The sequence below is a fragment of the Bradyrhizobium sp. Kon69 genome, from assembly GCF_055807515.1.
In genome coordinates this window covers 1-12,581 of the sequence record NZ_JBVVOS010000034.1, presented here as the reverse complement: position 1 = coordinate 12,581, position 12,581 = coordinate 1, and the positions used below count along the sequence as shown (strand labels likewise).

Annotated in this window: 13 protein-coding genes; 10 read left to right on the top strand and 3 right to left on the bottom strand. The window is 64.3% G+C overall.

The features are described from left to right. Positions 1 to 64: 64 nt before the first annotated feature. From AC0L3U_RS33265 to AC0L3U_RS33245, 5 genes are all read left to right on the top strand, one after another. Positions 65 to 1,216 (top strand): zinc-binding dehydrogenase, encoded by a 1,152-nt coding sequence (locus AC0L3U_RS33265; protein WP_473364569.1) that lies wholly within the window; start codon positions 65 to 67, stop codon positions 1,214 to 1,216. Positions 1,217 to 1,219: 3 nt separating this feature from the next. Beyond that, complete coding sequence (locus tag AC0L3U_RS33260; RefSeq protein ID WP_473364568.1) at positions 1,220 to 1,702, top strand: DUF5680 domain-containing protein; 483 nt, start codon at positions 1,220 to 1,222, stop codon at positions 1,700 to 1,702. A gap of 101 nt (positions 1,703 to 1,803) precedes the next feature. Next, entirely contained in the window at positions 1,804 to 2,232 is a 429-nt protein-coding gene (locus AC0L3U_RS33255; RefSeq protein ID WP_473364567.1) for a VOC family protein, read from the top strand. Between the two features lie 113 nt (positions 2,233 to 2,345). After that, positions 2,346 to 2,858 (top strand): hypothetical protein, encoded by a 513-nt coding sequence (locus AC0L3U_RS33250; RefSeq protein ID WP_473364566.1) that lies wholly within the window; start codon positions 2,346 to 2,348, stop codon positions 2,856 to 2,858. Positions 2,859 to 3,170: 312 nt separating this feature from the next. Then, a complete protein-coding gene (locus tag AC0L3U_RS33245) occupies positions 3,171 to 5,156 on the top strand; it encodes a DEAD/DEAH box helicase (protein ID WP_473364602.1) in 1,986 nt (661 codons plus the stop codon). A gap of 32 nt (positions 5,157 to 5,188) precedes the next feature. Here the strand turns inward: AC0L3U_RS33245 and AC0L3U_RS33240 are convergent, their stop codons facing one another. Then, the gene (locus AC0L3U_RS33240) at positions 5,189 to 5,695 is read right to left on the bottom strand and encodes a GNAT family N-acetyltransferase (protein WP_473364565.1); all 507 of its coding nucleotides are present in this window, start codon (positions 5,693 to 5,695) and stop codon (positions 5,189 to 5,191) included. A gap of 147 nt (positions 5,696 to 5,842) precedes the next feature. Between AC0L3U_RS33240 and AC0L3U_RS33235 the strand changes: the two genes are divergently transcribed. Then, complete coding sequence (locus tag AC0L3U_RS33235) at positions 5,843 to 6,223, top strand: COG4315 family predicted lipoprotein (protein WP_473364564.1); 381 nt, start codon at positions 5,843 to 5,845, stop codon at positions 6,221 to 6,223. Between the two features lie 13 nt (positions 6,224 to 6,236). Here AC0L3U_RS33235 and AC0L3U_RS33230 read toward each other — a convergent pair whose 3' ends face one another. Beyond that, positions 6,237 to 6,791 (bottom strand): PAS domain-containing protein, encoded by a 555-nt coding sequence (locus AC0L3U_RS33230; RefSeq protein ID WP_473364563.1) that lies wholly within the window; start codon positions 6,789 to 6,791, stop codon positions 6,237 to 6,239. Positions 6,792 to 7,257: 466 nt separating this feature from the next. On the opposite strand from AC0L3U_RS33230, the gene AC0L3U_RS33225 reads away from it, so the two are divergent. Both AC0L3U_RS33225 and AC0L3U_RS33220 read left to right on the top strand, forming a co-directional pair. Further along, positions 7,258 to 8,094 carry a rhomboid family intramembrane serine protease gene (locus tag AC0L3U_RS33225; protein ID WP_473364562.1) on the top strand — a complete coding sequence of 279 codons (837 nt, stop codon included), beginning with the start codon at positions 7,258 to 7,260 and terminating at the stop codon, positions 8,092 to 8,094. A gap of 189 nt (positions 8,095 to 8,283) precedes the next feature. After that, positions 8,284 to 8,712 (top strand): CBS domain-containing protein, encoded by a 429-nt coding sequence (locus tag AC0L3U_RS33220; protein WP_007611784.1) that lies wholly within the window; start codon positions 8,284 to 8,286, stop codon positions 8,710 to 8,712. A 17-nt stretch (positions 8,713 to 8,729) separates the two neighbouring features. Here the strand turns inward: AC0L3U_RS33220 and AC0L3U_RS33215 are convergent, their stop codons facing one another. After that, on the bottom strand, positions 8,730 to 9,773 hold the full coding sequence (locus tag AC0L3U_RS33215) for a patatin-like phospholipase family protein (protein ID WP_473364561.1): 1,044 nt from the start codon (positions 9,771 to 9,773) through the stop codon (positions 8,730 to 8,732). Positions 9,774 to 10,013: 240 nt separating this feature from the next. On the opposite strand from AC0L3U_RS33215, the gene AC0L3U_RS33210 reads away from it, so the two are divergent. Together AC0L3U_RS33210 and AC0L3U_RS33205 are read left to right on the top strand one after the other, a co-directional pair. Further along, positions 10,014 to 11,087 carry a hypothetical protein gene (locus AC0L3U_RS33210; RefSeq protein WP_473364560.1) on the top strand — a complete coding sequence of 358 codons (1,074 nt, stop codon included), beginning with the start codon at positions 10,014 to 10,016 and terminating at the stop codon, positions 11,085 to 11,087. 355 nt (positions 11,088 to 11,442) lie between these two features. After that, positions 11,443 to 11,682 carry a hypothetical protein gene (locus AC0L3U_RS33205; protein ID WP_473364559.1) on the top strand — a complete coding sequence of 80 codons (240 nt, stop codon included), beginning with the start codon at positions 11,443 to 11,445 and terminating at the stop codon, positions 11,680 to 11,682. The last annotated feature ends 899 nt before the right edge of the window (positions 11,683 to 12,581 follow it).

Below are 12,581 nucleotides of genomic sequence, written 5' to 3'. Positions count from 1 at the left end.
CTCACATACGCTTCGCCTCAGCCCGCACCAATCAATCATAACAGACGGGCATCGAGGACACGCCATGGACCAGATTCGCGTCTGCACCCACGCAGGACCAGGCAGCGAGCCTGTCATCAAAACCGTGCCGTGGCCGAAGGTCGGCAAAAAGGCCGCGCTGATCAAGGTCGGCGCCTGCGGCGTCTGCGGCACCGATTTGCACATTCTGAAGGGGCATTGGCCGAAGCCGCTGCCATGGCCGTTCACGCTCGGCCACGAACTCGGCGGAATCGTCGTCGAATGCGGCGACGAATTCACCGAGGACTTCATGAGCAAGCCGCTCAAGGTCGGATCAAAAGTGATGATCCCGCCGCTGATGCCCTGCGGCCGCTGCTATTACTGCATCCATTATCCCCTGACCGCCAACAAGTGCCTGACGCCGGTCTATTACGGCCGCTATCTCGGCTTCGACAAGGCGCCTCACATGTGGGGCGGCTGGGCCGAATATGTCTATGTCGATCTCGACATGCTTCCGGGCACCAAGATCTACAAATTGCCTGACGACATGTCGCTGCGGTTGGGTGCGCTGTCGGAGCCGCTGACCTCCTGCATCCGCGCTTTTAATCGCGCGAGCCGCGCCGGCGGTTTTTCCTGGGGCGACACGGTGGTGATCCAGGGCTCGGGCCCGATCGGCATTCTCGCGGTCGCCGCCGCGCAGGAGATGGGAGCAGGGCGCGTGATCTGCGTCGGTGCGCCGGAGGAGCCGCGGCTCAAGCTCGCGCGCGAATTCGGCGCGGAGGCGACGGTGAATATCGACGAACTGAAGTCACCACAAGACCGCATCGCCCGCGTGCGCGACATCGTCGGTGGTTTCGGCGCCGATCTGGTGATGGATTGTTCGGGTCATCCCTCAGCCGGCCCCGAAGGCATCGAGATGCTGCGTGACGGCGGCACCTATGTCGAGATGGGCCAGTTCACCGACGCCGGCTCGATCGAGACCTCCTGGCACCGTATCTGCACCAAGGACCTCAATGTGCTGGGCTCCTGGGGCTTTAGCGGCAACGATCTGCCGCTCGGCGTCGATATGCTCCATCGCACGGCGGACAAATATCCCTGGCTCAAGATGCAGACGATCTATCCGTTCACGGAAGAGGGCGTCGCGCAGGCGGTCAGGGACGCGATGGCGATGAAGACGGTGAAGTCGACCATCGTGCCGTGGCCGGAGCTGGTGGAATAGCCGATGTCGACCATCCCCGGAGATCTCGCAGCGTTTCTGGTCGAAGCAAAGCGGCGGACCTATGCTGGCCTCGACGACGACGCCACCGTGGCCGCTCCGCTGCTCAGAGGCTCAAAGCAGCTCGAGCATCGCGCGGCACCCTATGCCTATCGCGATATCTATTTCGGGATGGGGTTTTTCGTTGGCCAAGAGACCGTGTCCCGAGATGACCGCGTCATCTGGTCGATGAGCTATAGCGGTGGCGTCCGCGCAGAGATCACGGATCGAGATATCTTCCTCGCGATCTACAAATTCCTGCGCCAGGCGTTGCTGGCCGTATCCGTGGAGGAGCCGTACCGGGGGCCGCATCGGTTTGTGCAGGACGGCATGATTTATCGGAACGAGGTCGAGGGCGCGCTCGATCGCTTCCACGGCATCGAGACGATTGCGCAGGAGGATGGCGCGCTGCTTTACGAGCTGCGCTATGGTGGCGGGCTGCTGCGTTAGATGATCCGTAGCCCGGATGGAGCGCAGCGCAATCCGGGATTCTCGCCTGTGGCTCCCCGTATTCCGCTACGCTCCATACGGGCTACGGGCCGGCGTTTGGAATGAAGGACGAGATGACAAACGAGCCGACCCAACCCACCCGCTCTCCCTTCCACGCCATCCGCGCGATCGACTACACCGTCATCTTCGTGCGCGACATGGTGGCGATGCGCCGCTTCTATGAAGACGTCCTCGCGTTTCCGCTGCTGCGGGAGCTGTCGCCGAACTGGATCGAGTACGGCTTGGGCCCCAACACGCTGGCTCTCGCTACACCGGGCCGGACCGCGACTGACGCGCCGACGCCGCACGGGAGTGCCTCGCTGCAACTGGCCTTCAAGGTGTCCGCGGCCGAAGTCGATGCGTGTGCCGACGAACTGGTGCGGCACCGCGTTGCGTTGCTGTCGCCGCCGACCAACCAGTCGTTCGGGCATCGGACGTTGTTCTTCCGCGACCCCGACGGCAATCTTTTGGAGGTCTATGCGGAGATCTGACCGCGAAGCTCCGGGCCTGTGCACGAAAAGTTCCATCGGAAACCCGCGAGTTATTCACGCCGGGGTGAAACTTAGACTGGGGTTTCGGCTTTCAGTTCACGGGAGAGTTCATCGTGAAGCGGATCCTGAAACCCGTCACTTACATCCTGGCCGCCATCTACTTCCTGGTGGATGCGGTCTTCATGGCCGTGGCGAGGCCGATCTCGCGCTGGATCGGGCGGCATCTCCAGTTGAAGCGATTGCGCGGCTGGATCAGATCGCTGTCGCCTTATTGCTCGCTCGCGCTGTTTTCCGTACCCGTCATTATCCTGGAGCCGGTCAAGCCCGTGGCGGCCTATCTCGCGGCAACCGGCCAGGTCCTGAGCGGGGCCGTGACGTTCATCATCGGCGAGCTGCTCAAGCTGGTGTTGGTCGAGCGCCTGTTCCATCTCACGCGTGACAAGCTGATGCGGATTCCGGCTTTTGCCTGGGTCTATGGGAAGTTCACCGAGGTGAGAGCTTGGCTGCAGGCAACCGAAGCCTGGCGCGCGGTCCGCGCCTTGGGCCGGGCGGCGAGGGACACCGTTGCGCGGGCCAGAGCCAGGCTGGCCGGCGGATTCGGCAGGCTGGTGACCTCCAGGGATTAGGGCCCGCGCGTGGCTCCTCTATGCGAGCTTGCGCAGCGCGGCGGGGGCTTCGGCGCAAAATCCCGCTATATGCAGCGAAACGGCCCGAAAACGCTGGATGTAGTGGGTCGAGCTGGCCAGTAAGCTTGTTCTCGGCATTACCAAAGCCATGCGTCATAGGCATGGTGATTTGCCCGCACTTGGCGTAAAGAGCGTCCAAATCAAATCACCACGCGTGCGGCTGGACCATTTGCCGCCTACGCAGCTTCAGGTCGCGCGGCTCGACGTTCCGCGCCTGGACCAACCAAGGTTTATCCCGTGTCTTTTCCGACCATGAGTGCGCCGCTCGCCCGAGCTTTGGCCGAGCGCAATTACGACCGTCCGACCCCCGTTCAGCTCGCCGTGCTCACGGACGAGGCCGCAGACCGCGACCTCTTGGTTTCGGCCCAGACCGGCTCCGGCAAGACGCTGGCCTACGGGCTGGCCATGGCTAAGGATCTGTTGGGCGACGCCGAGCGGTTCGACCGCGCGGGTGCACCGCTCGCCCTGATCGTGGCGCCGACCCGCGAGCTTGCCTTGCAGGTCCATCGCGAGCTGGCGTGGCTGTACGAGCATGCGAGCGGACGCGTCGTCTCCTGCGTCGGCGGCATGGACCCCAGGCGCGAGCAGCGCGAGCTTGCGGCCGGCGCTCATATCGTCGTCGGTACGCCCGGCCGGTTGTGCGATCATTTGCGCCGCGGCCGTCTCGATATTTCGGAATTGAAGGTGGTCGTGCTCGACGAGGCCGACGAGATGCTCAATCTCGGCTTTCGCGAGGACATGGAGTTCATCCTCAAGACGACGCCGGACACGCGCCGCACCCTGATGTTCTCGGCGACATTCCCGCGCGGCATCGTCGCGCTGGCCAAGCAGTATCAGCAGCGGGCGTTCCGGATCGAGGTCGCCGGCGACGAAGGCGGTCATGCCGATATCGAGTACCGCGCGATCCGGATCGCGCCCGGCGATGCCGAGCACGCCGTCGTCAACGTGCTGCGCTTCTACGAGGCGCCGAGCGCGCTGGTATTCTGCAGCACGCGCGATGGCGTCCGGCATTTGCAGGCGGCGCTGCTGGAGCGCGGCTTCTCCGTGGTCGCTCTGTCCGGTGAATTGACGCAGAACGAGCGAACCACGGCGCTGCAGTCGCTGCGGGACGGACGCTCGCGCGTCTGCGTGGCGACCGACGTCGCCGCCCGCGGCATCGATCTGCCGAGCCTCGATCTCGTCATTCATGCCGACCTGCCCAACGACGCCGAGGTCATGCAGCATCGCTCCGGCCGCACCGGCCGCGCGGGCCGCAAGGGGACGAGCGTCATGCTGGTGCCGCCCGTGCGGCGGCGGCGTGCGGAAATGCTGCTGAACGTCTCGGGCATCGACGCGGTCTGGGGGACGGCGCCGCAGCCGGATGAGATCCGCAAACTCGATCACGAGCGCATGAAGGACGTGCTGTTCACGGAAGAGACCACCGCCGACGATCTGGCGCTGGCGCAGGCGCTATTGGCCGAGCGGTCGGCCGAGGAGATCGCCGCCTCACTTGCACGGCTCTATCGCGCGCGGCTGCCGTCGCCCGAAGACATCATGGATCCCGGCGAGCGGAGCAGCCGGCCGCGCGAGGATCGCGGTCGCAATGATACGCGCGCTCCGCGTGACGATGTCCGCGCTTCGCGTGGCGATGATCGGCCCGAAAGGGCTCGTCCCAAAGCGGGCAAATCGTCGTCGAAACATGGCATGGCGGATGGCAGCGTCTGGTTCCGGGCCAACATCGGACGAAAAAAGAACGCGGAAGCGCGCTGGCTGTTGCCGATGATCTGCCGTCGTGGCGGCATCGACAAGAACGACATCGGCGCGATCAAGATCATGGACACCACGACCGAGTTCGAAATTTCCGAGCGGGTCGCGGAATCCTTCGCCGTGAAGATCAAGCGTCCGGACAAGGAAGACAATATCCGCCTCGAGCCGATGGCGGATGCGCCGCAGCGGCAGGCGGCTTCGGAAGAGCGGTCCCACGCGCCGCGGCGCGAGAGCGGCGACAGCGATCATCGCGACCGCCAGGGCGACCGCGCGCGCGAGCCGAGCGGGTTCAAACCGCAAGGCAAGCCACACGGCAAGCCGCACGAAAAGCCGTACGGCGAGCGCACACCGAAATTCGACGATGCGCCTTCCTTCGCAAAGAAGAAAAAGCACAAGAACAAGCCGGGCCACGCTGAGCCCTCGGTCACGTCGTGGTCTGAGAAGGGCACTGCCGGAAAGAAGCCGAAGCCGAAAAAGAAGCATCGCGCCTGACGGCCGCCTTCCGGCGTCGACGGGGAGGGGCGTTACGTCGCAGCGAGATCGCGCAGCATGTAGGTTGCGCTGTCGCCGTAGGTCGCAATCTTTGCCCGCAGCTCCGCATCCGCCGTGACGGGCCGAAAGCCGAGACGCTCCCACAGCGGCCGCGTGGCGTAGACCGACACCAATGCGAGCGTCGCGATCCCTGACGCGCGCGCGAGCTGTTCGACCGCCAACACATAATCGCGCGCGACGCCGCCGCGAAAGTCGGGCAGCACCGCGACGTCATGCAAATAGAGGCAATCCGCATCGCCGGGCAATTGCTCGAGCAGGCCGTCGAGCGGCGGAATCCGGTGCTGCATCCAGGGATGCGCGAGACCGTAACCGACGATCCCGTCGTCCGTGGCAAGCACGCGGCAGCCATCGGGATAGAGCCGCATCTTTTCCGCGAACACCTCGGGGCGTTCAGGCAGATCAGGATGGATCCGCGCTGCGATCGTGCTGATCGCCGGCAGATCGGAGGCGTGCGCGGGACGCCAATGCGGCTTGCTCATGTCGACCCGTCGTTCCGTCTCCATCATCCCAGTTTATTCCGATGTAACGATGCGTGCAGCGAAAAAAATCCTTGCCGCCATCTCAGGAATACGGCGGCTCGCGCGGCGTCCTACCCCATGCAAGCCCATTGCATGACAGGAGAGACCATGACGACATCCTCGATCCGCCTCGCGCTCACGCTCGCAATATCGCTGGCGCTGGTTCCCGCCGCTTTCGCGGCACCGCCGACCAAGACCGACAAGGGCAATGTGCTCACCGACGCCAAGGGCATGTCGCTCTATACGTTCGACAAGGATGCTGACGGCAAGTCGGCCTGTAATGGTCCGTGTGCGAGCAACTGGCCGGTGCTGAAGGCCGAGGCCAGCGATGCCGCCGCCGACGGCTACACCGTCATCACGCGCGACGACGGCTCGAAGCAGTGGGCCTACAAGGGCAAGCCTCTCTACACCTTCGCCAAGGACACCAAGCCCGGCGACGTCACCGGCGACGGCTTTCTCAACGGCGCCTGGCATCTGGCGATGCCGTGAGCAGGGTGCACTGCTAGCGCAGCCCCTCATACACCATCAGCCCGCGTGCGATCTGCAGCTTGCGGATCGCGCGCGGCAGCAGTTTTTCCGGCTGGTGCAGATAGCGCCAGGAGGTGAGGGCGAACGGGCCGAGCGCGCCGCATTCGTCGTCGAACGGCGCGAGCACGCCTGTCACGCTCACCGGTGTATGCGGGCGGGCGTTGAACGGCAGTAGCAGCAGCTCGAGATGCGCCTTGCTGCCGTCCTCGCGCGCGGCGGTGACGCCGGCGATTGCGCCGAGGCTCTCGTCGGCGACGATGGTCGTGATCTCCTCGATCTCGCGGCGGCTGGCCTCGTCGAACAGCGCCGCAAAGCTCGAATCCTTGAGGTCGCACCCGGCGAGCGCGCAGACGCGCGTGCCCGCGACGCGGAACGGGAAGCCGAGATTGGGCTCGCAGGACAGCACGAAGATGTCTCCGAGCAGGCCGCGCACGGCGGCCGGATCGATATCGGCCCGGTCTGGCGCCCGCGCAGTGCCGCGCTTCTCGTTCCAATATGCGAAGAACTCGCGGCTCGACGGATGTTTCATGACTGAACGCTTACCCCGGGGCGCAACCTTGCGAGACAAACCTGTCCCGCTTCAGTGCAGCCGCGATCCCTGTGTTGTTGTGCAGGAGGGGCTTTGCAGCGTCCATGCCGCCGCGGCGTTTTCGGCGCCCTTGGCGCTGCCTTTGCGTCGTTAACGTTAAATTAACTATGCGCTTTCCGTGCGCCGCCCTGTTGCTATGGTGACCGCGGTCGCAAGCCTCGCCGCTTTTCTCCAGGTTCTCGGCGAGGCCTGTACACAGGCGTCAAACAGTTTGGTCACCGGCCGCGGGGAGGGGTGGGGATACTCCCGTCTCTCTGGGTACCGGAAGTCCGACACGGATAGGCAGGGCTTTCCCAGGGGCCCTGCCTTTTCCTTTTGTGCACTTGCGCAGGGCGGGCAAAGACGACTATCTCCAAGGCTTGTGGTCAAGACTGTCGCTCCGATCGCGCCTGAAAGCGAAGCCGCCTTGGATTCCCCGCCAAATTCTCCACCGCAAGATCCTCCGTCGCAAGATGCTTCGCTTGGGGTGCCGGCCGTCGTTGAGGAGGCTCCGCGCGAGCCGATCCTGACGCTGCCGTTCGCGCTGACCGCCTATATCCTTTTGCTCGCGGTAATCCATCTGCGGGTGCTGCTGCCGCCGGAGCTCGAGAACTGGACCATCGACGTCTTCGGCTTCATCCCGAAGCGCTACGATTCCTCGCTGCTCAATCTGGAGATTCCCGGCGGGGCTGGCGCCAAGGTCTGGACCTTCGTCACCTATTCGCTGCTGCACGCCAATCTCACCCATCTCGGCTTCAACGTGCTGTGGCTGTTGCCGTTCGGCAGCGCGCTGGCGCGGCGCTTTGGCACCATCAGGTTCTTCCTGTTCCTCGCGGTGACGGCGGCGGCAGGCGCGCTCGCCCATCTCGTCACCCATGAGCACGCGGTAGCGCCGATGATTGGCGCCTCGGCCTCGGTGTCCGGCGCGATGGCGGCGGCGATCCGCTTCGCCTTCGTTCGCGGCAGCTTCCTGTCGTTCAGCCGATCGGATGCCGATACCGCCGCAAGAGTTCCGGCGCTGCCGCTGTCGCGCGCGTTGCGCGACGGGCGGGTGCTCGGTTTCCTCGCGGTTTGGTTTGGCGTCAACATCGTCTTCGGCGTCGGCGCGATCGGCGTCGACAGCGAGACCACCAGCGTTGCCTGGCAGGCTCATATCGGCGGCTTCCTTGCCGGCCTCTTGCTGTTCACGCTGTTCGATCCCGTGCCGCGCGCGCGAAGCGATGCTGCGGATGCGTCATCACAGGACATTTCAGACCGTATTTGAAGCGGCGCTTGCGGCGCCGCCCGAATTCATCCATCATTCCCGAGAAGAATGTTCCGAAGCGACAGGCCGTTCGCGGCGATGCTTCGCAAAGCGCCTGAGCGTGAAACCGGCGCTGAAACTGTTAGTTGAAGACTCGAAGAACAAGTCCGGACCGCGAACAGCGGACGGTTTCGATTCAGGGAGGCGACAATGACGGTACGTTCGATTCTCAACACCAAGGGCCACCAGATCATGAGCGTTGAGCCGGACGCCAAGCTGGCGGTCGCGGTCAAACTGCTCGGTGAGAAGAAGATCGGCGCTGTGCTGGTGATGAACCAGAGCCGGCTGGAAGGCATCCTGTCGGAGCGCGACATCGTGCGGGTGATCGGCGAGCGCGGCGCCGGTGCGCTGGAGGAGCCGGTCTCTCAGGTCATGACCCGCAAAGTGGTCACCTGCAAGGAGACCGACACGGTCGCCGAGCTGATGGAGATGATGACCACCGGCAAGTTCCGCCATCTGCCCGTGGTCGACAACGGCAAGGTGGTCGGCCTGATCTCGATCGGCGACATCGTCAAGCGTCGGGTGCAGGAATACGAATCCGAGCAGGAAGCTCTGCGCGACTACATCAAGACCGCCTGATCGGTAAGACGGCCCGATCAGTCCTGCTGCTGGTCGGCTTTGGGCGCGGCGCCCTCGGGCGCCGGCGCCAGCTCGTGGATTGCCTCCTGGATGGACTCCAGCGCACGCTCGGCCGCGCGCGTGCCCAGCGCGATGAGGTCCTCGGAGCGGTGGAAATCGAACCAGCCGAATTGACCGATCCGCGGCGTGATCAGCATATCGGGCGGATCGCCGGCGAGGCGGGCACGGGTGATGCGGTCCTGCATGATGTTGAAGGCATCGACCATCACCGAAGAGAGGCCGGGCCGGGCGCTGCCGCCGCCGAAGAACTCGCGCTTCACCGTCTTCTCAGGCGAGAAGAATCTCGGGAAGCGCCGCTTTGACGTCGGCTCTTCTGCCACGGGGATCACCGGCTCGGGTATCGCGCCGTGCGAATAGACCGTCGTCGAATAGGTGAAGATGTCGCTGGAAAGATTTGCGGCGATGACGATTTCCGCGCCGAGCGCGCGCGCGGCCGAGACCGGCACCGGGTTCACCAATGCGCCGTCGACCAGCCAGCGATCGCCGATCAGGACCGGAGAGAAGATGCCGGGCAGCGCATAGGAGGCGCGCATCGCGTCGACCACGCGGCCGCGCGTCAGCCAGATCTCGTGGCCGGTGCGGACCTCGGTCGCGACGGCGGCGAACTTGACCGGGAGATCCTCGATCTGGCTCTGGCCGCAGGCGGCCTCGAGCCGGGTGGCCAGCTTCTCGCCGCCGATCAGGCCGGAGCCGTTGAGGCGAATGTCGAGGTAGCCGAGGATGTTGCGCATCCCTTGCAGGCTGCGGCCCCATTCTTCCAGCGTATCGAGCCGGCCGGCCGCATAGAGGCCGCCGACCACGGCGCCGATCGAGGTGCCGACCACGACGTCGGGCACGATTCCGTTGGCGAGCAGGGTCCTGATAATGCCGATATGAGCGAAGCCGCGCGCCGCGCCGCCGCCAAGCGCAAGGCCGATGACCGGCCGGCGGATGCTGCCCAGGCCGACTTTCTCGGCGACCTTGTCGCTGTTCGAACCCCGACCCTTCAATATGTCCAGCACCGAAACTCTCCTACGCCGGGACCCGCCATCAGACTAGGCACCGCACTCGCGCTCCGCCAGAACCGGGCCGAAGCATGGTTTATGCCGGTTTGGGAAGCGCACGGGGCAGGAGTATGGCGAGGCGCGGCTGCCTCTCGAGTAATCACGCAGGCGTCAACCGGGTTCCAAAACCTGTCGGGCCGTATTTCTCAGGGGTCCAGAGGCTTGAATTTGCCGCGTTTTCGGTGAAAAGCAGATGGCATGACTCTCGGGGGTGACGGCATCATCGGATGGCGGCGCGGCGTATCGCTGCTGCCGGCGCTGATCCTTGCTGCCTGCCTCTATACCCTTGGCCAAAATGCTGCGCAGGCGCAGCTTTTCTCCGATCGTCCCCCGCCGGTGCCGCCCGCTTCGGTGCCCGATCCCGGCGGCGCGGTCAGTCTGGCGCCGCCCTCCGGCCCGGGTGCCGGACCGCCGAGCCTGCCGCCGACCCTGTTGCAGCCGACCACGCCCAGCATGCCGCCGCCCGCGGTCACGACCGTGCCGTCCGCCGCGCCGCTCAACGCGGCCGTGCCCGGACAGGGCGTGCTGTCGCTGACGGCGAAATACGGCAAGGACACCCCCCCGATCACCAGCGGCCTGGTCTGGCGCGTGTTTGCCGATCGTCCCGACGAGAACGGCACCTTCAAGCTGATCCGCGAGGACCGCAATGCCACGCCGAACATCGTGCTGCCGCCCGGCAATTACGTCGTGCACGTCGCCTTTGGCCTCGTCAGCGCGGTGCGCACCGTCAGCCTGAAGGCCGAGACCGACCGGGAGTCCTTCGTGCTGCCTGCCGGCGGCTTGCGCATCGAGGGCCGCGTCGGTACCAGCCGCATTCCGCAGAACCAGATCTCGTTCGCGATCTACAAGGGCAGCCAGTTCGAATCCGGCGAGCGCGCCTCCCTGGTGCCGAACGTCGCCGCCGGTGACGTCGTGCTGCTGCCGGAAGGCACCTACTACATCATCTCGAATTACGGCGATGCCAATTCGGTGGTGCGCTCGGACATCCGCGTCCAGGCCAGCAAGCTCACCGACGTCACCATCACCCACCGCGCCGCCGTCATCACGCTCAAGCTCGTCAGCGACAGGGGCGGCGAGGCGCTCGCCAACACCGCCTGGTCGGTGCTGACCCCCGGCGGCGACGTTATCAAGGAATCGATCGGCGCCTTCCCGCGCGTCGTGCTCTCCGAAGGCGAATACCGCGCCATCGCCAAGAACGAGGGCAAGGTCTACGAGCGCGGCTTCAACGTCGTCAACGGTGTCGACGGCGAAGTGGAAGTCGTCGCGCGGTAGTGCTTGAGCGGTGATGCCGCATGCGGCCCGACGTTGGTCTTCGTGTCTAGTGAACACTTCTCATTCAGCGCACTAATCTCCCATATCTTATTACCGCCAGTCTCGGTGCGAAAGCGGATGCTCTCCGCTGCTCCGTTTGATGTTGCGATTTGGTTGGTGTTTCGATTTGAACAGCTCTGGCAGCGCTACCAAGCAGGACCGATCAACACCGGCACCGCCGGCTTATTCCAGCGACGCCGCGACTTCCTCACAGCCGGTGCAAGATACCTATTTCCGATAATCAATTTTATTCGCTTTCCATCCTGCTGCGCTATATGTCGGGCATCACTCCAACGGGGGAGGCCGGAGCAGGCTTGTGCGTCTGCGAGACCGGCAAGGGCAGGGGACCAAGCTCGTCGGCATGTTTGAAGTGATCCTCACCAGGCGTAAGCGGTTCGGCTGGCGGTGGCAGGTGTGCGACCAATCCGGCAAGAAATTTGCCGATGGTTTCGAGCGCACCCGGCCGTCCGCCAAATATCATGGCGAGCGCGCATTGTTCTTCCTGTTGTCGCAGGCCCATCTGCGCAACCGCTTGGCGACGTCCGGCGAGGACTAGTCGCGACTGCGCGTGCAGTTCGGTAGGTCTCGTAGCCCGGGTGAGCGAAGCGATACCCGGGACCTCTCGTGGTCGGAATCCCGGATGTCGCTTCGCTCATCCGGGCTACAAGATATCGCATTGCCCGTTGGGCAAAACACCCAAGCTGCTGGTCAACCCGTGTGGCTTAAAATATTCCGCTTTACCGAATTTCAGAATTGCGTATATTTCGCCTCACTCCGGCCCAAGGAAGAGGCGCGTATCGCGATCGTCACGAACGCGGGCCGGATGGCGGTGGACGTTAGTCACATCGGCGCGAATTGCTTCGCAGGGCGGGCAACCGTGAGTGAAGGCCTCGCGCACACGACCGGTGTGATTGGCGTACGGCAAAATCGTGTGGTCCTGACGCCCGGGGTCTGTGCGTCAAGCATTGCGGTGATGTGGGTTGCCCAACCGGGCACACGCATCAGCCATCCGCAACGCGACGGGGGCAATAGTGCATCGCTCCCCGGGGAGAGCACGACATAAGCCGTAAAGCCACTGCGCAGGGAAGGCCGGATGTTTAGGCTTCACCTGTATGCCGCTGTGCAATCTTGTTTACGACAACTTCGCACAGTGGACCGCGGGTGCCAGCCGGCACCCGGTCTTCCCTGCGCCCTCTTTCATTTTGAGGGTGAGGCATCGAGGCAAAGCTCGGGCGAAACAAGCCGCGAGGATGCGAAGGTGTGTCTACAAGTGAGATGTGAATCCAAGAGCGACGCTTTTGCCTGCACTTCGTCATTGCGAGCGCAGCGAAGCAATCCAGTCTGTCGCCGCGGAAAGATTCTGGATTGCTTCACTGCGCTCGCAATTGTGCATGTCCACTAATTCGCTGATCGAGTGGCGTGTGTCTTGGTCTCGGCAAATTCCTTTGGAGTTTT